Annotated in this window: 20 protein-coding genes; 10 read left to right on the top strand and 10 right to left on the bottom strand. The window is 67.1% G+C overall.

Features of this window, described 5'->3' with window-relative positions; all coding sequences use genetic code 11:
* Positions 1-34: 34 nt before the first annotated feature.
* Positions 35-1,171 (bottom strand): hypothetical protein, encoded by a 1,137-nt coding sequence (locus EP7_RS26840; protein ID WP_463525329.1) that lies wholly within the window; start codon positions 1,169-1,171, stop codon positions 35-37.
* A gap of 258 nt (positions 1,172-1,429) precedes the next feature.
* Positions 1,430-1,867: a hypothetical protein gene (locus EP7_RS26845; protein WP_463525330.1), complete on the bottom strand. Its 438-nt coding sequence runs from the start codon at positions 1,865-1,867 to the stop codon at positions 1,430-1,432.
* A 230-nt stretch (positions 1,868-2,097) separates the two neighbouring features.
* On the opposite strand from EP7_RS26845, the gene EP7_RS26850 reads away from it, so the two are divergent.
* From EP7_RS26850 to EP7_RS26865, 4 genes are all read left to right on the top strand, one after another.
* Positions 2,098-2,373, top strand: coding sequence for a hypothetical protein (locus tag EP7_RS26850; protein WP_463525331.1), 276 nt, complete (start codon positions 2,098-2,100; stop codon positions 2,371-2,373).
* Between the two features lie 178 nt (positions 2,374-2,551).
* Entirely contained in the window at positions 2,552-3,316 is a 765-nt protein-coding gene (locus EP7_RS26855) for a bestrophin-like domain (protein ID WP_463525332.1), read from the top strand.
* A 58-nt stretch (positions 3,317-3,374) separates the two neighbouring features.
* Entirely contained in the window at positions 3,375-3,869 is a 495-nt protein-coding gene (locus EP7_RS26860; RefSeq protein WP_463525333.1) for a DUF4253 domain-containing protein, read from the top strand.
* Positions 3,870-4,064: 195 nt separating this feature from the next.
* On the top strand, positions 4,065-4,307 hold the full coding sequence (locus EP7_RS26865; protein WP_463525334.1) for a lipopolysaccharide assembly protein LapA domain-containing protein: 243 nt from the start codon (positions 4,065-4,067) through the stop codon (positions 4,305-4,307).
* Positions 4,308-4,322: 15 nt separating this feature from the next.
* On the opposite strand, the gene EP7_RS26870 is transcribed toward EP7_RS26865, so the two are convergent.
* Complete coding sequence (locus EP7_RS26870) at positions 4,323-5,387, bottom strand: HAF repeat-containing protein (protein ID WP_463525335.1); 1,065 nt, start codon at positions 5,385-5,387, stop codon at positions 4,323-4,325.
* A 217-nt stretch (positions 5,388-5,604) separates the two neighbouring features.
* Between EP7_RS26870 and sigJ the strand changes: the two genes are divergently transcribed.
* The 5 genes from sigJ (at position 5,605) to EP7_RS26895 (ending at position 9,810) form a co-directional block, all read left to right on the top strand.
* A complete protein-coding gene (sigJ, locus tag EP7_RS26875; RefSeq protein WP_463525336.1) occupies positions 5,605-6,513 on the top strand; it encodes an RNA polymerase sigma factor SigJ in 909 nt (302 codons plus the stop codon).
* Positions 6,514-6,528: 15 nt separating this feature from the next.
* Entirely contained in the window at positions 6,529-6,996 is a 468-nt protein-coding gene (locus tag EP7_RS26880) for a carboxymuconolactone decarboxylase family protein (protein ID WP_463525337.1), read from the top strand.
* Positions 6,989-7,429, top strand: coding sequence for a cupin domain-containing protein (locus EP7_RS26885; protein ID WP_463525338.1), 441 nt, complete (start codon positions 6,989-6,991; stop codon positions 7,427-7,429). Before EP7_RS26880 ends, EP7_RS26885 begins: the two co-directional genes overlap by 8 nt.
* 388 nt (positions 7,430-7,817) lie before the next feature.
* Positions 7,818-8,294, top strand: a complete 477-nt coding sequence (locus EP7_RS26890) for a hypothetical protein (RefSeq protein ID WP_463525339.1) — start codon at positions 7,818-7,820, stop codon at positions 8,292-8,294.
* A 70-nt stretch (positions 8,295-8,364) separates the two neighbouring features.
* Entirely contained in the window at positions 8,365-9,810 is a 1,446-nt protein-coding gene (locus tag EP7_RS26895; protein WP_463525340.1) for a purple acid phosphatase family protein, read from the top strand.
* A 60-nt stretch (positions 9,811-9,870) separates the two neighbouring features.
* Here the strand turns inward: EP7_RS26895 and EP7_RS26900 are convergent, their stop codons facing one another.
* From EP7_RS26900 to EP7_RS26930, 7 genes are all read right to left on the bottom strand, one after another.
* Positions 9,871-10,311 (bottom strand): carboxypeptidase-like regulatory domain-containing protein, encoded by a 441-nt coding sequence (locus tag EP7_RS26900; protein WP_463525341.1) that lies wholly within the window; start codon positions 10,309-10,311, stop codon positions 9,871-9,873.
* An 83-nt stretch (positions 10,312-10,394) separates the two neighbouring features.
* Positions 10,395-11,450, bottom strand: a complete 1,056-nt coding sequence (locus EP7_RS26905; RefSeq protein WP_463525342.1) for a DUF1559 domain-containing protein — start codon at positions 11,448-11,450, stop codon at positions 10,395-10,397.
* A 222-nt stretch (positions 11,451-11,672) separates the two neighbouring features.
* Positions 11,673-12,023, bottom strand: coding sequence for a hypothetical protein (locus EP7_RS26910; protein ID WP_463525343.1), 351 nt, complete (start codon positions 12,021-12,023; stop codon positions 11,673-11,675).
* Positions 12,024-12,176: 153 nt separating this feature from the next.
* On the bottom strand, positions 12,177-12,485 hold the full coding sequence (locus tag EP7_RS26915) for a colicin immunity domain-containing protein (protein ID WP_463525344.1): 309 nt from the start codon (positions 12,483-12,485) through the stop codon (positions 12,177-12,179).
* A gap of 134 nt (positions 12,486-12,619) precedes the next feature.
* The gene (locus tag EP7_RS26920) at positions 12,620-13,486 is read right to left on the bottom strand and encodes an SAM-dependent methyltransferase (RefSeq protein ID WP_463525345.1); all 867 of its coding nucleotides are present in this window, start codon (positions 13,484-13,486) and stop codon (positions 12,620-12,622) included.
* A 39-nt stretch (positions 13,487-13,525) separates the two neighbouring features.
* On the bottom strand, positions 13,526-14,308 hold the full coding sequence (locus EP7_RS26925) for a ThuA domain-containing protein (RefSeq protein ID WP_463525346.1): 783 nt from the start codon (positions 14,306-14,308) through the stop codon (positions 13,526-13,528).
* Between the two features lie 86 nt (positions 14,309-14,394).
* Positions 14,395-16,077: a sialate O-acetylesterase gene (locus tag EP7_RS26930; RefSeq protein WP_463525347.1), complete on the bottom strand. Its 1,683-nt coding sequence runs from the start codon at positions 16,075-16,077 to the stop codon at positions 14,395-14,397.
* A 367-nt stretch (positions 16,078-16,444) separates the two neighbouring features.
* On the opposite strand from EP7_RS26930, the gene EP7_RS26935 reads away from it, so the two are divergent.
* Positions 16,445-18,463 carry a HEAT repeat domain-containing protein gene (locus tag EP7_RS26935; protein WP_463525348.1) on the top strand — a complete coding sequence of 673 codons (2,019 nt, stop codon included), beginning with the start codon at positions 16,445-16,447 and terminating at the stop codon, positions 18,461-18,463.
* Positions 18,464-18,493: the final 30 nt, after the last annotated feature.

Consider the following 18,493-nt stretch of genomic DNA (forward strand, 5'->3'; position numbering starts at 1 on the left):
AGCGGCCGCTTGATTTGAGAATGGGAACAAGCCGTCAGCAGGCGACGAGCTGGGCCATGGCGGCCTGGCGGCGTTGGCGCGCCAGGCGGTCGGGTCGCTGGCTTCGAACAGCCTGGGGAGCGTTTTCGGGCGGTGATTGGGCGGGGGGCTCGGCCTGGGGTGCGGGTTCGATCGCCCGGGCGAAGTGGCCACGCGGGTCGAACTGGCTTCGTTCTGCGCCGGAGTGGGTTCGTTCTGCGCCGGCGCCGGGGCCGGAAGGCATCTGGCGAGGGGCCGGGAAGTTGGGGACGGCGGCCGGGTTGGGGCCTTTCCAGGCGGGCGGGTCGAAGTCGCGCTTGCCGAACCCGTGGTCGTCGGGCCGCGTCTTGTTGCCTTTGTGCATCTGGTCGAGCGCCCACTTCATCCGGCGGAAGCTGGCGGTCTCGTAGCGGCGCAGCAGGACGAGCGCGGGGTCCTCGACGGTGAACAAGCCCTTGGCGGCGGCCTCGCGGCGGTCGTCCTCGATGTCGTCGAGGCTCGACTCCTTGCGCGCGTGCAGCCGTTCGAGCTGGTCGTCGACGAGTGCCTGGCGGGCTCCGAGCGAGGTCGCGTCGTCGTCAACGTCGAGGAACATGGGCATGTCGCGGGCGGCGAGGTCGACGCCCAGAAGGTCGAGGGCCATGGTCCTCTGCTCGTCGGTCCATGCGCCGGTCTTGTCGAGCGCATGGCCGAGCGCCTGCCAGCGGCCGATCAGCCATTCGCAGCCGGGCGCGGTGACGCTCAGCCTGGAGGCGGTCTCATCGGGGCGAGCGGGCAGCGACCGGGCCAGCCTGGCGGCCTCGGCCTTGCGCTCGTCGGCCCAGCAATCGTTGGTCTGGCGGGCGCGGAAGTCGCGGGCGAGCTGCTCCTCGACCCGGCAGCGGTCGATCCGGATGCTCTCGATGGCAATCGTCTCGACGAGCCCCATCTCGAACGCGTTGGCCGGCCGCAGCGACGAGTTCCACTGCTCGGCCCGCTCGCGCACGGCCTGCATGGTATCCTCGGGCAGCACGGCGCCCTCCCCCGCTAGCCCGTGAACCAGGCTATTCCGGCGAGACTTCGCCTTCCCCTCGGCCGTCTTCGGCCCGGTGCTGAGCAGCGCGTTGCGTCGATTGGCCTCAATCCGCTTCTGGCTGATTTCGATGGGTCCCATGGTGCTGCGTCGCTCCGTTGGGTGCAGGTTCCAAGGTGTCGCCGACGTTGGCGAAGGCCCCGCCGCGCGGCATCGCGCGATCGAGGGCTCTATGGAGAACTATCCTGAAAAACGGGCGTCCGGTTCTGTGAAAGTTGGGAATCTTGCGATTTTCTCGCGGACCCCGGCGAGATTTCGACGGGCGGCCTTGAAATGGGTGTGACCGAAGCATGATGTTGTCGTTCAGCCTTGGCCAGAATGCACCCCAACGCTTCACTTTTATGGCTCGTCGGTCTCGACCGTTCGGGTCGGGCCGAAGCTGTTGCGATACTCCTTCACGACATGCTTCGTCCCGTTGGGCTTGGTCGTGGTGCTTGTGATCGACAGTCGTTCCTTGGAGGCTGCCCGCAGGAAAAGCCCCAGAAGGACGGAGAGGAACCCGGTCAGGATCATCAGTTGACCCACTGTCATACGCTTCCTGGGGCGGTCGAGCTCCGCGGGGCGGTAGAGGCAGAGGCCGAACCCTCCCACGAACGTCGCCGTGTAGATGTATGTCGCCGGTTCTCCGAACACAGCTCCGAGGTACGTCGGCCACCACTCCGGGCTGCCCTCTTCCAGGCCACCCGCCGCCAGCGTTGAGAAGCCAAGGATCAGCAACAACACCCACGCGCTGCCCGCGACGATCAGCACGCCGAGGGCGTATCGTATGGAGCTCATGGCCGCACCTCGTGGATTTCTGGATCGGGTTGATCCGTACTTGTCGCACCATTGTTCCGGTTTGGCCAGGGCCAGTTCACCAACCGCATCGTCCGGCAATCGACCGGACGGCTCGGGGATGGCTTTGTCGTGGCCTGTCCCGCCGACAGTTCGATATACGCTCCAAAGGAGGGCGAACGTTGGAACATCCTGGCTGGCGTCCGATCGAACGGGGGGAGTTTGATTCCCTCATGGCCAAGCAAGAGGGGGACCTCGACCGCGGCCAGAGGGCGATGCTCGATGCCGACCGCGCCGAGCCCTGGCGGGCCGTCATCCGCCGTTCCGAGCAGGCGGGGGATGAGATGGTGTGGGTGATCGCCGAACGGCGGGGGCAGGTTCTCTACTTCGACGACGTCGAATGGGGGTGGAACTTCTCCGAGGTCGACGAGGAGGGTCGCGTACTCCGGCCCGGCGGCGGGCAGGGCGAGTTGAGCGGCGTGCTGGAGTTGGGAACCACGACCTCGTGAGGCGGTGTGGGCTCCGTGAGACCCCTCCCATCACATCGAACATCAATCGTCAGCCGCACCCCTCGAAATCAATTGGCAACGGCGCAAGCCTTTCCTCCGGTGGTGAGGTGCGGGTACGCTCGGCCGTCTTGGCGGTTCATGACTTGAACTGAGAGCACATTCCTGGGGAGCGTTCATCGTGGATTCGCTGCTGATCGCCGCCGCCGTGTTCGCCTGCTCGATCGCCGGCGCCGCGGGGGGTGGGCTTCTCCGACGGTTCGTGCCGGAGTCCCACCTGAACGGGGAATCGAAGGACGTCGTCAAACAGGGCTTCGGCCTGATCGCCACGATGGTGGCGCTTGTCATCGGCCTGCTCGTGGCCTCGGCGAAGTCGCAATTCGACTCCGAGAGCGACGGATTCAAGCAGCTGTCGACGAACCTCATCCTGCTCGACCGCTCGCTGGCCCACTACGGCCCGGAGACGAAGGCCGTGAGGGAGTCGCTCCGCCAGGCAGTCGAATCGATCGTCGAGAAGCACTGGCCGAACGACAAGGCGCGGCCCGTCCTGGCGGTGGACGCCGGGGAGATCACGGCGCACGGCGAGGCCCTCATCGGGGCGATCCGCGACCTGGCGCCGAAGGGCGAGTTCCAGTCCACGATCAAAGCGCAGGCCATCGATATCTCCCGCGACCTGGCGAAGACCCGCTGGACGCTGAGCCAGCCGCTGGGCCCGCTCCTGCCGACGCCGTTCCTGTTCGTGCTGGCCTTCTGGCTCGCGATCCTGTTCGCGAGCTTCGGCCTGCTGACGCCCCGGAACGGGACCGTCGTCGTGACCCTGGCCCTCTGCGCCCTCTCGCTCTCGGGCGCCATCTTCCTGATCGCCGACCTGGGCCAGCCGGCCACCGGCCTGATCCAGATCCCGAGCACATCGCTGCGCTACGCCCTGTCGCAACTCGGCAAGTGAGGGGCCGGCCGGCGTCGCCGACCATTCCGGGACCACTGCTCGACCCCGCCGCGATCACATGCCTGGATCCGATCGGCTCAGGTATGCCGGCCTACCTCGCCCAGCTATCATGAGGCCCGCGGGGCGGATCCAGAATGGCGTCGGCAAGTTGCTGGAGACGGTGATGGACAAGTATCAGGCGCTCCGAGAGGCGGGCACGAACGGCGCGAACTACGATCTGGACACCGATGCCGTCATCGGGCACCTACGCGAGTGGGATGCGAAGTACGGGATCGAGCTGAGCGACGCGTCATCGGATTCGGTGGTCGTCCTGTTCGATCGGCTGCCGGATGATGCGGGTTCCCTGGCGGATGACGTCTATGCGTTCTGTCCCGACACCGTCGACCAGCACTTCGGCTGCTTCAAGGAGATGCTGGAGATGCACGAGGACGCGGTTCCCGAGGATCTGAGGGAGTTGGTCGAAGGCGTCGATCTGGAGGACGAGAACTACGGCGTGGAGCTTCTGAGGAAGTCCATCGTGAGCACGAAGGCCGTCAGGTTATGGTGGGACTGACGAGCCTGAGCACGAAGCCCCGACGTCTTGAGGCGATGACCGACCGCCACGTCTTGAACGTCAAGTTGGGAGCCGCCTGCACCGGTTTTTTACTGGGCAAGGCGGATCGAGCGACTTCATCCTCATGATGCGGCGTGCTGTAGACTCTGGTGGCGTACACGGCTGGTTTGGAATGGGATTTTAAGGGGACGCGTCATGCGATTTATCCTGGGGTTCTTCCTGCTGCTGTTCCTGGGAGCGATCGGGGTCTTCGCCCTGCAAAATACCGAGGCGGTGACGGTGAGCTTCCTGAACTGGAGCCTCAAGGCGCCGTTCGCCCTGACGGCGATCGGCATCTATCTGCTGGGGATGCTCAGCGGCTGGACGGTGGTGGCGTTCTTGCGGCGGTCGATCCGCCAGGTGGCGACGACCCCCCCGCCGCGCCAGGTCGAGCTCTGATCGACGGCGAGAGGGTCAGGGTTTGGGGGCCGGGGCTGCGGGCTTGTCGGGTTCGGCCGGGGGCTCGGGGACTTCTTCCTTGTCGAGCACCCCGGCAACCTGGTTCTGGTCATTGATGGCGGTGGCGGTGACGAAGTCGGGCCCGCACTCGACGAGGATCCGCAGGCGGCCGCCGATGTAGACGAACGCGTTGGGGCCGACGTCGGAGCCTCGGGGGCCGTCGATCATGCCGACGATTGCCCCCGAATTGTTGAGGGCGTAGGCCTCGGCGCGGGGGTAGCCGGGGGGCTTGGGCAGGGTCTTGTTGCGGCCGTTGCGGGGGGAGATGACGGCGTCGGCGGTGCCGTCGCCGTTGTCATGGAAGCCGACGACGGTGCCCGCGTTGTTGACGGCCCGAGGGAGGAACTCGCCGACGCCACCGATGGCCTGGTAGGTCCAGGCGCCCTTGGCGTCCCTGGTCCAGAGGCAGGGGATGGCGCCGTCGACGGACGTGACGCGGTTGCCGTCGTCGCTGATGGCGACGACCTGCGCGCCGAGCTGCTCGTTGTGCAGCAGCGGGATGACGGCCCATTCGTCGCCCTTGGGTTCCCAGAGGCAGGCCCTGACGCGGCGATCGCCGATGGAGAAGCCGCTGACCCGACGGCCGTCGCGGCTGATGCCGCAGGCGATGGAGGCGGAGTCGCCCGGCAGGGCGCCCAGGCCGCGCATGCCCTTGGCCTCGTCCCAGGCGAAGGCCTGGTTGCGCAGGTGGATGACCGTGTTGAACGACGCGGGCTTGCTGACGCGGCCGACGACGAGGCCCGACTCGCTGACGGCGGCGGGGAATGTGGACGTGTAGCCGGGTAGCAGCGGCAGGGTCACCTGGCGCCCTGCGCTGGCGAAGAAGGGGACCTGGGCGACGATGCCGGGGGTCTTCGGGTCTTCGGCCCACTCGAAGCCGACGACGTCGCCGCGCGCGTTGATGCCCGTGGCGATGATGCCGTCGTCCTTGGGAGAGGCCACCCTGAAGACGTTGTCGCCGGCCTGGGGCGGGGCCGCGACCGGGGCGGCGGCGAGGAGCAGGAGCATGACGATGGGCATGATTGACCCCGCGGTTGGCGAGACGCCCCTGGGCCGCACCGGCGCCGACGCGGGGGGGAGACGGCTACGATTGCAACGGAGGCCGGCCGGCGGGTCAAGCGCCAGGCAGGCCGAACCGGGCGAGATGCGGGCCGCAGAATGATTCTTGCGTCGAGGTTGTCACGGATTTGCAGGCCTATTCGTCCTTGGTCCTGTTCGGACTGAAGGAGGAGATGCGATGACGCTGGACGATGGACACGGCCGCGACGAAGACGCAGACAACGACCCGGGCCGGCTGCGGCCGAAGCTGCTGGCCGTGGCCTATCGGATGCTCGGGAGCGTGGCCGACTCCGAGGACGTGGTGCAGGACGCCTACCTGAAGCTCCAGCTGGCGGAGGGCGAGATCCTGTCGCCCGAGGGCTGGCTGGTGAAGGCCACGACCAGGCTCTGCATCGACCGGCTGCGGCAGGCGAAGCGGCGCGAGGCCTACGTGGGCCCCTGGCTGCCCGAGCCAGCGCAAGGGACCTGGGGCGGGGCGACGATGGACCGCCTGGAACTGGCCGAGTCGCTGTCGATGGCGTTCATGGTCCTGCTGGAGACCCTCTCGCCGCAGGAACGGGCCGCCTACCTCCTTCGAGAGGTTTTCAACTACGAATACGAGGAGATCGCCGATTTACTCGATCTGACCGCGGTGAACGTCCGGCAGATCGCGTCGAGGGCCAGGCGGCGGATCGAGTCGAGCGAGCGCCGGTTCGCACCGGCCGCCGAAGGCCGGGCCGACGACCTGGCGGGCCGGTTCTTCGACGCCTGCACGTCGGGGGATGTCGGGACGATCGAGGCGCTGCTGGTCGCCGACGTGGTGATGTACTCCGACGGTGGCGGCAAGACCCACGCGTCGCCCAGGCCGATCATGGGCTCGGCCCGGGTGGCCAGAATGCTGTCGGTCGCCTTCCCCAAGCGGATGAAGAAATACGAGGCCTCGGTGGTGAGCGTGAACGGCCAGCCGGGCTTGGTGTTCTGGGAGGCGGGAAAGGCCGTCCAGATCACCACCATCTCGGTGGCCAATGGGACGATCGCCGAGATCTACACGGTCTTGAATCCGGAGAAGCTCAGTCGCTGGAATTCGGCGACCAATCCCGATGTCTAGATGGGAGATGCAGCGATGGGACCTCGACTCGACTACCTGAAGCTGGCGCCCGATGCGGCCAAGGCGATGCTCGACCTGGGCAAGGCCGTGGCCCGCAGCGGGCTGGAAGAGAGCCTGATCGAGCTGGTGAAGACCCGCGTCTCGCAGATCAACGGGTGCGGGTTCTGCCTGGACATGCACACCAAGGACGCACGGGCCGCCGGCGAGACCGAGCAGCGGCTCTACCTGCTGGGCGCCTGGCGTGAGGCGCCGTTCTACACCGACAGGGAACGCGCGGCCCTGGCCTGGGCCGAAGCCCTGACGCGGATCGAGGGCGGGGTGCCCGACGAGGTCTTCGAGGAAGCCTCCAGGCATTTCGAGGAGGCGGAGCTGGTGGCCCTGACCTGGGCGGTGGTCGCGATCAACGGCTGGAATCGGGTCGCCATCGGCTTCCGCAGCGTGCCCGGATCGTACAAACCCAAGGGAGCAGCCGTCCATGTTTAAGACGATGATTGCGGTCGTATTCGGGGCCATCCTGGGGGCCGGCGGGCTCTCCCTGGCCGGCCACGACGAGCGAGACGAGGATGACAATGCGACGGTGAGGGTGATCGCCGAGCGCGACATCCTGGAAAAGCTGGACGGCGAGGCCGCCAAGGTCTCGATGATCGAGGTGACCCACGCGCCGGGGGCAGCCGGCAAGCCCCACCGGCACTCGGGCCCGATCTTCGGCTACATCCTGGAAGGGGAATATGAGCTCGGCCTGGATGACAAGCCGGCGAAGACCCTGAAGGTCGGCGAGACGTTCTACGAGCCGAAGGGGGCCCTGCACCGGGTCGGGCGGAACCCCGACCCGAAGAAGCCGACCAGGGTCCTGGCGGTGCTGCTGCACTCGCGCGACGGGGCGCCGCCGACGGTCCTCGAGCCCTCGGCGAAGTAATTTCCGGGATGAGCGGGCCGGGGGAGGGATCCCCCGGCCGTGCCCGGTTTGATCGACCGGGCCGGTCCCGACGCCGATGAGGGCGCGGGAGGCTCCGACGCGTCGGCCTCCGGCCGGCGACACGGAGAATGAGCTTACGCCGCTGAACGGGACGGTCGAGCGCCCGGAGGCGGGACAGTCGCCCCGGGTTCGCCATCGGAGCTTCGCGCCGGGCTCATCGCGGCTTCATCGAGGCGCGAGACGATAGGGCCGCCGACCGGTGGACGAGCGGGAAAGTCGACCGTTCTGTCCATCCCCGTCCGGGTGGCCTCTGATAGAATTCACACTTCCGAGGCGAGTGCGGGCTCGCCGGGCATGCACGCGGAGTCGCTCGAACCGGGGCGTGGCCATGACCGGAGATCGGATCGGACTGAGGAATACGATGTGGCTGGCGGTCGTCGCGGCGATCAACCTGGCGATGTTCCGCGGGGTGATGAACCTGCTGTTGATCCCGGCCATCGCCGTCTTCCTCGTTTTGCTCGATGTCGTGCTCGTCCGTGTCTTGATCTGGAGGAGGCCGCTCCGCCCGTTCGACTACGGGTTCATCGCCTGCGGATTTACGGCCGCGATGGTGTCACTGTCGCCGGGCGTTCAGGATTTCCTCCTCCCCGCGATCCGGCGGCTGCACGAAGAACTCTTCCATATTCTGAGCTTCTACGGGCTCGGTTGGTTCGGTTACTTCTCCTACTTCACCTTGCATCGCGTGGTCGTCTGCGCCCTGATTCTCTCAGTCGCCCTGGCCGGCGGATTCGCCGCGAAGGCGTTGAATCAACGTCGATTGAACCGATTCGAGCGGGCCGATCGGCCTCCTTTGCAGGACGCCTAGCCCCCATGCGTCGCAGCGGGGCACGTTGTTCGAGGCCCCCAGTCCATCCACCTTCGAGGATCGCCGGACGATGACAGAGACCGCCCGCCGCTGGTTGCTCGCCGCCTGCTTCGCCTCCGCGTTGGCACCGAAGCCGACCCTGGCCCACGACGGGCCCGCGGCCCACGACCACGCGCCGCCGACGCCGGTGGCTGACGCCGTCATCCATCGCCCGACGGCCGTCCCCGACCGGATCATCCGGACCTTCGCCGGCGACCCGGCGACGTCGATCGCCGTGACCTGGCGGACCGACGCCGGCGTCTCGAAAGGGGTCGCGCAGATCGCCCCGGCCGACGCCGGCTCGAAGTTCCCGGCCTCGGCGAAGACGTTCGAGGCCACGGCCACCCTGATGACGACCGACCTGGGCGAGGCGCGGTCGCACTCGGTCGTCTTCGAGGGGCTGACGCCATCGGTGACCTATGCGTACAGGGTGGGCGACGGGGTGAACTGGAGCGAGTGGGTGCACGCGAAGACCGCGTCGGAGAAGCCCGAGCCGTTCTCGTTCGTGTACTTCGGCGACGCCCAGAATGACGTCAAGTCGCTCTGGTCGCGCGTCATCCGCGGGGCTTATTCCGACGCATCCAAGGCCAGCTTCATCGTGCATGCCGGCGACCTGATCAACCGGGCCAACCAGGACGCCCTCTGGGGCGAGTGGTTCGGCGCGGGGGGCTGGGTCAACGCGATGGTGCCGAGCATCCCGACGCCCGGCAACCACGAATACGAGCGCCCCAAGGCCCCCGAGCCCGCCCCGGGCGAGAATCCGCCCGAGCCGGCCAAGGCCGTGCTCTCGCGCCACTGGCGGCCGCAGTTCGCCCTGCCGATGAACGGCCCCGCCGGCCTGGAGGAGACGGTCTACTACGTCGACTACCAGGGGGTGCGGATCATCGCGCTGAACTCCAACGACCAGATCGAGGCGCAGGTCCCCTGGCTCGAAGGAGTGCTCGCCGGCAACCCGAACAAGTGGACGATCCTCACGTTCCACCACCCGATCTACTCGCCGACGAAGAACCGCAACAACTCCACCTTGCGAGACCTCTGGCAGCCGGTGTTCGACCGCTACAAGGTCGACCTCGTCTTACAAGGGCACGATCATACCTATGCGCGAACCGGCCCGATGGTCCACTCCAACGTGCCGGGCGGCGGGGCGCATCGCGACGACGAGGGGGGGACCGTCTACGTCGTCTCGGTGAGCGGACCGAAGATGTACCAGCTCGGCCGCGAGGATTGGATGAGGCGGGCCGCCGAGGACACGCAGCTCTACCAGATCATCCGCATCGACGGCGACACGCTGAAATACGAGTCCCGCACGGCGGTAGGCGACCTGTACGACGGGTTCTCATTGCTGAAGCGCGAAGGCCTGCCCAACCGCCTGATCGAGCAGCGGCCCACCACCCCCGAGCGTCTCCGCCCGGCTACCCCAAAGGCCCCCGCGGCGGCGCCGGCACCGGTGCCGGCCGCGGCCGGCGGGAAGGGCTGACGAAATTCCCCGGCCCCCTCCATGCGCGGTCGGGGCCGGGGCCATCGGCCGTATGCCGGCCTACTTCTTGAGGTCGAAGTCGAAGGTGGTCTTGGTGGCGGAGACCTCGACGGGGAACTCTTTGCGGGCGGGCGCGGGGGCATTCTTCTTGGCCGTCTGCGAGACCTCCTTGCCGAGCCGGGCCATGTAGGGGTCGATGCCCGTCGTGAGATTCTCCGCGGGCGAGGCCTCGGTGACGACGGCTCGATACTTGCCGGCGGAGACTCCGGCCCGGCTCCTCCACATCAGCTTGAAGGTCCCATCGGGGCCACTCACATCATTGCCGGGGGTGCTCACCTCGTTTTTCGGCTCGGGCAGGAACACAATCGAGGCGTTCGCCAGGGGTTTGCCGTTCGAGGTGACGATGCCGGAGACCGGCAGGAGGGGGATGCGATCTTCCTCCGATCCGCAGCCGGAGATCACGACCAGCGTCAGCGGCAAGGCAGCCCGAATCCAGATCATCGGAGAGTCCTTGATTGGGTTGTCTTGTACGGAACGGCCGGCGACAAGGCGCCGGCCCGGGGCATGGCCGACGGGGTGGGGGATCAGTAGGCGTCCGCGCTGACGATCTCGCCCCCCTTGATCGTGGCGAGGGCCGACCAGGTCGCCAGACTGATCGTGTTCTTGATGAACTTGACGCTGCCGTCGCCCATCACCATGGTGACGCCGCCGGGGTGCTTGCTGCTGAAGACCCAGGCATAGGGCAGGCTGCGAGCCGCCGGGGGCGTCGCCGGATCCACGGCGATCGAGGGCCCGTTGGGGGCGAAGCCCGGGGCCTGGGCACCGTTGGTCGGGGAGTTCGGGGAGTAGATCACGCCGTGGGTCGAGGTGTGAGTGCCCGAACCCCAATAAGGGCCGAATCCGTCGGTGGATTTGCGCTGGAGCGACTCGCCCGCGAAGAACGTGTTGCTCATGCCGTCTTTGATGTCGGAGAATTTGGTCGACTTGTCGGTGACGAAGACGCCCTGCTGCTTGGGGTCGATCGTGTAGGCGGGCAACAGGCTCGGGCAGTTGAAATCCGAGTAGGCGCCGGCACTGACCAGGTAGTTGCTGCGGCGCGCGCTCTGGCGCGAGAACATGCCGGTCCCGGCCTCATCGGCGACCGGAGGTGGGTCGTCGGACGGGCAGGCGAAGGACGCGACGAGGGTGCCGACGACGGTGGTGTTCACCGCCGCGTTGCCCAGCAGGATCGTATTCGCGGGGCCGTCGGGGGCCGAGCCGGCCCAGGCCGAGTTGCTCGACGCCTGGCTGAAGTTATAGGCGTTCCAGAGGGGCGCCTGCTCGAGGTAGCTGAGAATCATGGTGAAGGCGGTGGTGTTGAGCACCAGCCCCTTACCGCCGTTGGAATGGCTCAGGCATGAACCGGAGTAGATCTTGGCGGGCGGCAGCACGCGCGTGTTGGTCTCATAATTGTGCAGCGACAGGCCGATCTGCTTCATGTTGTTGGTGCACTGGATGCGCCTGGCCGCCTCGCGGGCGCTCTGCACCGCGGGCAGGAGCAGCCCGATCAGCACCGCGATGATCGAGATCACCACCAGCAGCTCGATGAGCGTGAAGCCACGGCGGCAGACGGATCGAGGCATGTGCGGGTAAGCACGCATGCAAACCCTTTCTCGCTCGCGATTGGAGCGTGGGTTTGGGGCTCTCGGAGTCGACGTTGGTCGAAAAACCGAAGTAGGAGGTGTCATTCGACGATGCCACACGGCAACGGCGAATGCAATGGTCCGAACGGATTCCAGGCCGACCTGCCAACCACTCACAATCGGCTTATTCGAGCACGAAATCCACGAGAAATCTCGCGGCGCGCGATGTGACGTAAACTCTTACGCACCGCCGGAGGAATCGTGACCCGGCTTGAGCCGGCCGAGCCAGCGGCCCCACTTGCGAGGGGGGTGCGCGCGGCCGAACTCGACGAGCTTGGGCTCGAACTGGGGCCAGGTCAAAACGGTGATGCAGGCATCATCCTGGAGGATCGCCACCAGCGGGCGGTCCCCGTGCAGGGCCATCACGGCGAGCGCCCCGTTGGCCGTGTTGGTCCCCAGCTTGCGGGTGCGAGCCAGGGCGACTCGCAGCGAAGGCTCGGGGTCGCCGCCGAAACGCTCGGCGAACCGCTCCAGCGCGTGGCGGGTGAGGTAGATGGCCGAGTAGTCGTGCTGGCCGGGCGGTGGGGCCATCATCGGGCATCCCGGTCGGGTGTCGCGGGCGGCATGTCCTTCGGCGCCGGCATCGTTCTGATCCGGCTCATCGCCCTCTGGACTCCTGCACGCTGCGTGCCGGCCTTGAGGCGTGAGTTCGGCATTGACCGCCCGGACTATCCATGCCTGCTTCTAAATTAATTCCGTGTCACGACCTATCGTGACGTCATTGAGCGCATCTCTGATCCTCCTCTTAAGCTCAGCTTCGTCAATTTGATAGGCTTCGCGATTATCCCTGGGCGTGTAAATCTCGCAGTCGCAGAAGATCGAGGAAAGTTGCTCCATCTGCTTGCCATCGAAAATACCCGGAAAAGCGATCGCTTCCCTGGAAACATATCGGCTTGTTAAAGCATCCACAAACTCTCTTGAATTCAATTCTCCACCCTTGACATAGATCTCGGCGAGCTCCAGAAGGTTGGTCGTCTGAAGATCCGGCTTCATCGAATGACTCCTGTTACAGAATGATCGGTAAGATCCCACATCACCTTGGAGGTGCCGAGGTTGCGGCTCCGCAGGTTCGGCGTCCGGACGAGGACCGCGATGATTCCCACCACGTACAACTTGGCCCTGTCATCCTACGGGGCCGCTGGCTCTGCGGTGCGGAGCAGCGAATGACGTGTGTATTGCGTGGGAACAGAGACGATCGGATCCTCCAGTTCGACGTCGGGCCGGCGGCGTGCGACGACGCGGACGTAGCCGAGGTTGTTGCCTTGGTCGGCCTCCAGCGCGGCGATCTCCACGACGTTGTCGGGCGCGAGGGCGCGGTGCCAGGCCAGCCATTGCTGCCAGCCGTCGGGCATGGCGTCGGCCAGCTCGATGTCCACGATGCCGGTGCGCTCCCAGTGCCTACGCCACCAGGGCGCCGAGTGCAGGCACCAGAGGTCGTTGGTCCACCAGTCACGGAGTGATTCGGGGATGGGGCCGTCGATCTCGCGCATGAGGCCGGCCCCGGCGATGCCGAGCGTGCCGCCCGGCTTCAGGAAGCGGGCGAGGTTGCCGAGGTAGTGGTCGTCGGTGCCGTAGTAGAAGAAGGAGTCGATGGAGATGATGGCGTCGAAGAATTCGGCGGCGAAGGGGAGCGAACGGGCGTCGGCGTGGATCGGGAAGACGCCGTCCTCGACGCCGGCGTCCCGGATCGTCTTCAGGTTCGCCGAGGCGCCGAACCAGAGGTCGGTCGCCCAGACCTGCACGCCGAACTCGCGGCGGAGGAAGATGGACGAGCACGCCCGGCCGCAGCCGAGGTCGAGCACGCGCATCCCGGGCTGAAGGTCCAGGGACTCGGCCAGCCACTCGGTCAGCCAGAGCGAGTTCGCGCCGCCGCTGGCATTGGCGAGGACCCAGTCGGGATGATACTTCGACGAGCGGGGGAACCGATCCGAGATCAGCCGATCGTCCCGAGCCATCTTGATCTCCTTGGGCCTGCATGCGTCGGGCGGGGGCATCGGTCGGGGTGGACCTCCGATCGATGCCCCACGATTTGACTACTTGGATCCGTCGGGGTGGAAGACGTCGCCGGTGGCGGCCCACTCGACGCCCCGGCGCATCCATTCCTGGAGGACGGGGTCGGCCAGGGCGACGGTGTTGTGGCCCAGGACGCTGTGGTAGACGCGTCCGCCGCCGTACTGGTTCACCCAGATGACGGGCTCGTCCTTGCCGGTCCCCTTGGGCTTGGAGGGGTCGCAGTAGGCGGTGGCCAGCACGACGTTGCCGGGGGTCATCTTGGAGTTGGAGTAGAGCTCGTCGACGGGGTGGTCGAACGGGCTGGTCAGGCCGGCGGAGATGGGGTGCTTGACGTCAGTGGCCTTGACACTGAACGCGTAGGCGGGTCCGTGGAACCCCTGCTTGCGCCAGCCGCCGCCGACGAGGGTCTCGAACTCGGGCCAGTCATTGAAGCCCGACGAGGCGAAGTGGTAGACGACCAGGCCCTTCCCCCCCTTGACCGCCTTCAGCAGCGCGGCCTTGTTGGCGTCGGTCCACTGGGTCGCCTCGGTGGGCTTGGTCTGGCGATAGTTCAGCAGGTAGGCGTCGTACTTCGCCAGGTTCTCGTCGGTCAGGTCCTTGGCGGGGGTCTCGGTCACCTCGACGTTGATGCGTCCCTGCGCGCTCAAAAAGTCGCGCATGGCCTGGGTGGTCGCCTTCCAGTCGTGGGCGCCCACCTCGTCGCCGGTGATGATCAAAAGCTTGACGGGCCGGGGGTCGGCGGCGATTGCGAGCGCCGGGGCCAGCGCCGCGATTGCGAGGGCCAGTGCGGGGAGTCGGGTCATGGGTCGGGTCTCCTCGGGTCGATGATGCGTCGCGGGAGGACGGGGGCTCGATCCGATTCGGGCCGGCCCCCGCCCTTGCCTGGGCGTCATTCGGGCTTGGGGTCGAGCGCGATGGGGCCGAAGACGGGGACGGCCATGTCGAGGCTGTCGGTCAGGTTGCAGTAGGGGTCCAGGCCGTAGCCGTACCAGAGCTGGGCGCCGGCGGGGGGCTTGCTGGCGAGCTTGAGGATGACGGCATCCCTGGACGGGCCGACGAGGGCCTCGTAGATGAGCGGGATCTCTGCGCCGTCGGCCTTGCGAATCGAGAAGCCGGCGATGTGGTGGGCGGGCTGGAGGCCGAGGGTGGTCTCGCGGGCCAGAGTGGCGGGCATGCCACCCATACCCATCCCGCCGCCCATCTGACGGAACCCTGGTCCGGCGTCTCTGCCCATCATCCCCTGGCCGCCGCCCATGCCCTGGCCGGGCTGGGTTGAGAAGGGCTGGCCGCCGAACTCCTGGCCGCTGCGGGAGCGGAAGTTAACCCCCTTGAACTTGACGATGAGGGTCTCGCCAGCGCCGGGGAAGACCTTGTCGAGCGTGGGGGTGGTGGCTCCCACCTGGCCGAACTGCTCGCGGAGCGCGATGCGCGCCAGCCGCTGGCCGGCCCGCTTCAGGCCCCTGGTACCAACATGGATCAGGTCGTCAAGCTCCAGGTCGATGATGGAGATGACGGCCGTGTTGGGGATGGCGTCGACCAGGGTGCGCTGGGCGTCCTGCACGGCGTTCCAGGGCTTGGGGTCCTGCTCGCGGATGAACCGGCCGATCTGGACGTAGTAGAAGGGGAGGTCGGGCTGGCCGAGGTCGGATCGGACGGCGGCGATGAAGCCGCCGAAGACCTTGGGGAAGACCTTGGCGGCGTCGGGATTGGCGTCGCTCTCGCCCTGGTACCACAGCACCCCTTTGACCTTGCCGCCGGCGAGCTGGACCTGACGGACCATCGACCCGTACAGGCTGTTGCCCCCCTCGCCCTTCTTGGCGGGGTCCCACTGGGCCATGCTGGTGCCGCCGTGGGCCGCCGCGACAAGGCCGACGGGCACCCCCGTGGCGCCGACCATCGCCACGCCGAACGGCAGGCCGAGGCCGGCCCCCTTCCTCCGACTCGCATGCTGATCCTTGGATCGCTGCTCGCGGGTTGAGGCATCGCCCGAGTGCACGGGGTCGGGCGAATCGACCAGCCAGTGCAGCGGCTCCTTGGCCTGGACCCACTTGCCGTCCATGCCCAGCGCGGCGACCGAGGCGTGGGGCGGCGTGACGTCGACGAGGTCGCCGACGCCTTCCATGTTCGACTGGCCGGCGAGGACCCAGAGGTCGCCGACGAAGAAGGGGGCCGAGTTAAAGGTGCCCACCGCCTCGTTGCCCCGGACGACCGTGTAGTGGGCGGTGTATGGGCCGCCGACCGGGATATTCGAGACCTTTCCGCCTTCGAAGGCGGCGTCGGCAACCGGGTTGCCGCTGAGATGGTTGACCGAGACGTCCTGGACCTTCAGGCCGTCGCCCGCGATGACCAGCGGGACCGAGGCGGTGTCGTTCTGGTCGCGCTGGAAGACCTGCCAGAGGACGGGTGATTTGAGCCTGAAGTCGGGATTATCGGGCGGATGGTAGGTCATCTCGGCCCCGCTCCCCATCCCCATCCCCCCGCCCTGCTGCGCACGGGTGTCGGTGGCGATGACGAGGAGGCTGAGCAAGGCGAGCGAGAGGCCGAGCGGCCTGGAGAGGAACGGACGCATCATGGTGCGGCCTCCGTGGTGTCCGAGATCGGTGCGGGGCGCAAGGGCCCCACTCTGCGCGACGACCCGTCGCGGCAACGGCGTCATCCTACGGCGTCGGCCACGGCCGCGAAAGCGTCGGCTCGCGGCCCGCGGGGAGGCCCGATTCGCCGACGGGATCGGGGCCTGCCGGGGCCGGTCGCCGGAATCCCGCGAATAACGCGCGGCCTTGGGGCGTCGGACATTCGGAGATCGATGAGTTCAAGGGGTGACGTCATCCCTCCGCGAAGTCGGCCGAATTCGAGCCGAGCCGGCCAATCCAACGGTCGTGGCCCCAGCCGGGCCGACAGGCGTCATCTCGACATCAATGGACCAAGCCGGGGCGATCCCCATGCGTCTCCTCCTTCCGACGCTTCTCGTGCTGCTCGGCGGGCTCCAATCGGCCCGGGCCGAGGAGCCGCCGACCTTCTTTGGCAGGACCGTCGACGGCTGGATCGAGGTCCTTCGGGACAAAGCCAGCACCGCGAACAATCGTTCCAGGGCGGTCGTGGCGCTGGGATATTTCGGCCCCTTGGCGCAGGCCGCGGCGCCGGACCTGATCGAGAACGTGCGGCGGGGTCTCCTCGAGGACGAGTCGGCCGAGGCCCTGGTTCATCTCGGGGTGGGGTCGGGGGTGACGGTCCCGCACCTCATCGAGCGGTTCCTGAAGGAAGGCTGTGTGCGCCTGACCGGGGCGGGGGCGATCGGGTACAACCCCCGTGTCAGGGATCTTCTCGTCAAGGTCGGCGGCCCTGCCGTGCCGGCGCTGTTGAAGGTCCTGGATGGGCCGGATCTGGAGATGCGTGTGTGCGCGGCCGAAGTCCTCGGGGACATCGGCCCGGCGGCGAAGACGGCCATCCCCGCGCTGATCCGCACGATTGAACGTCCTGGCCCCGAATATCTCGATGAAATCCTCAGGAGGCACGCCGTCGGTGCGCTCGGGGGGATCGGGCCGGAGGCCAGGGACGCAATCCCGGTCCTGACCGGCTTGCTCGATAAGGATGCTGAAGCGATGGTCGCCCTCGACCGGATCGGGGCCACCCCCGTCAAGTTTCTGATCGACGAGTTCCTCGGCGAGGGCGATTCGAACGGATCGCCTTATTCGTTCTTCTTGCTCGGCCCGAGGAGACGCGAGGCGATCCCTGCCCTTCGCGCCGCCCTGGCCGACAAGAGGCCGCAGGTCCGGATCTCGGCGGCGGTGGTGCTGGCCGACATCGATCCCTCCGTCAATGAGGCGATCCCGGTGCTGATCGAGTCGTTTGATTTCTCGAACGACGAATCGATCGACCTTATGTGGGTCCCCGAAGCGCTGGCTCGATTCGGCACGAGGGCCAAGGCAGCGCTGCCGAAGCTGATCGATCGCGTCGAAAAGGGGGTTTTCGATGCGGATGATCTCAAGGCCCTGGTGCAGATCGACCCGGAGGGCGAAGTATGCGTCCCGGCGCTGATCTCGGCCTTGACGTCGAAGGACGAGAACGTCGATGAGAGTCAACGCTTTAATGCCGCGGCTCGCTGCCTCGGGCTTCTGGGGCCGAAGGCGAAGGATGCGATTCCGGCACTGACGATGGCCATGACCCGCAGCACGGGAGGGGATTGGGTTGCAAGCGGCGACCCGCAGGAGAGCGCGGCCAAGGCCCTCGGGCGGATCGACCCGGAGGGGACGTCCGTGCTCCCCGCCTTGATCGCCGCCCTGAAATTCCGCGACAAACGGACTCCATTCCAGGACATGGAAGAAGTCGACTTCTCGGCCGCCGAAACGGCCGCCTCCGTCCTGGGGGCATACGGGACCAGGGCAAAAGACGCGGTCCCGGCCCTGATCGAAGCAGCGAAGAGCCGCGAGGGAGATGACGCGAATTGGAGCGTTCAGGGGGCGGCCATCCTGGCCCTCGGGCAGATTGGGCCCGACGCGCGGGCCGCGATCCCCGTCCTTCGCGGCATGATGGAGCGGGACGGCAAGCCGTCCCCTAGCCGGCCTGAACTCATCATCGCTCTCGCCCAACTGGCCCCGGACGGGAAGGAGATTGCTGACGCGTGGCTCGCGAAGACGAACGGCTCGGCGCCGACCTGGCCGGGAAATTTCCCTCTGGACTCACGCGCCAAGCTGCATGGGGCCATGGGGCGGGCGAGCTTCGAGGGCGATTTGGCGACACGAATGCGTCTGAACTCGATCGACGAGATCCTGGCCGGCAACCTGAGGGACGGAATCTCGGTCGAATTCCTTGAGGAGTACTTCGAGACGCTCGGAGACCTGCGGACGGCGGCGCGGCTGGCCGTTCCCCGGCTGAAGGAGTTGGTCAAGCACCCGAACCCCTTCATTCGAATGTACGCCGCCGAGGCCCTCGAACGGATTGCGCCGGCCGCCCCGAAGTAGGGCCTGCGCAGGCAAAGGGCGGGGTCGGTC

It is taken from the genome of Isosphaeraceae bacterium EP7 (assembly GCA_038400315.1).
Classification (GTDB): domain Bacteria; phylum Planctomycetota; class Planctomycetia; order Isosphaerales; family Isosphaeraceae; genus EP7.

Bases quoted from the DNA above. Each gene is read 5' to 3' on its own strand.
- EP7_RS26850 (WP_463525331.1), top strand. From the start codon at position 2,098: ATGGCCAAGCAAGAGGGGGACCTCGACCGCGGCCAGAGGGCGATGCTC.
- EP7_RS26910 (WP_463525343.1), bottom strand. From the start codon at position 12,023: ATGGCCCCACCGCCCGGCCAGCACGACTACTCGGCCATCTACCTCACC.
- EP7_RS26930 (WP_463525347.1), bottom strand. From the start codon at position 16,077: ATGATGCGTCCGTTCCTCTCCAGGCCGCTCGGCCTCTCGCTCGCCTTG.
- EP7_RS26885 (WP_463525338.1), top strand. From the start codon at position 6,989: ATGTTTAAGACGATGATTGCGGTCGTATTCGGGGCCATCCTGGGGGCC.
- sigJ (WP_463525336.1), top strand. From the start codon at position 5,605: ATGACGCTGGACGATGGACACGGCCGCGACGAAGACGCAGACAACGAC.
- EP7_RS26935 (WP_463525348.1), top strand. From the start codon at position 16,445: ATGCGTCTCCTCCTTCCGACGCTTCTCGTGCTGCTCGGCGGGCTCCAA.
- EP7_RS26890 (WP_463525339.1), top strand. From the start codon at position 7,818: ATGACCGGAGATCGGATCGGACTGAGGAATACGATGTGGCTGGCGGTC.
- EP7_RS26905 (WP_463525342.1), bottom strand. From the start codon at position 11,450: ATGCGTGCTTACCCGCACATGCCTCGATCCGTCTGCCGCCGTGGCTTC.
- EP7_RS26870 (WP_463525335.1), bottom strand. From the start codon at position 5,387: ATGCCCATCGTCATGCTCCTGCTCCTCGCCGCCGCCCCGGTCGCGGCC.
- EP7_RS26880 (WP_463525337.1), top strand. From the start codon at position 6,529: ATGGGACCTCGACTCGACTACCTGAAGCTGGCGCCCGATGCGGCCAAG.
- EP7_RS26860 (WP_463525333.1), top strand. From the start codon at position 3,375: ATGCCTGGATCCGATCGGCTCAGGTATGCCGGCCTACCTCGCCCAGCT.
- EP7_RS26925 (WP_463525346.1), bottom strand. From the start codon at position 14,308: ATGACCCGACTCCCCGCACTGGCCCTCGCAATCGCGGCGCTGGCCCCG.
- EP7_RS26840 (WP_463525329.1), bottom strand. From the start codon at position 1,171: ATGGGACCCATCGAAATCAGCCAGAAGCGGATTGAGGCCAATCGACGC.
- EP7_RS26900 (WP_463525341.1), bottom strand. From the start codon at position 10,311: ATGATCTGGATTCGGGCTGCCTTGCCGCTGACGCTGGTCGTGATCTCC.
- EP7_RS26845 (WP_463525330.1), bottom strand. From the start codon at position 1,867: ATGAGCTCCATACGATACGCCCTCGGCGTGCTGATCGTCGCGGGCAGC.
- EP7_RS26920 (WP_463525345.1), bottom strand. From the start codon at position 13,486: ATGCCCCCGCCCGACGCATGCAGGCCCAAGGAGATCAAGATGGCTCGG.
- EP7_RS26915 (WP_463525344.1), bottom strand. From the start codon at position 12,485: ATGAAGCCGGATCTTCAGACGACCAACCTTCTGGAGCTCGCCGAGATC.
- EP7_RS26865 (WP_463525334.1), top strand. From the start codon at position 4,065: ATGCGATTTATCCTGGGGTTCTTCCTGCTGCTGTTCCTGGGAGCGATC.
- EP7_RS26895 (WP_463525340.1), top strand. From the start codon at position 8,365: ATGACAGAGACCGCCCGCCGCTGGTTGCTCGCCGCCTGCTTCGCCTCC.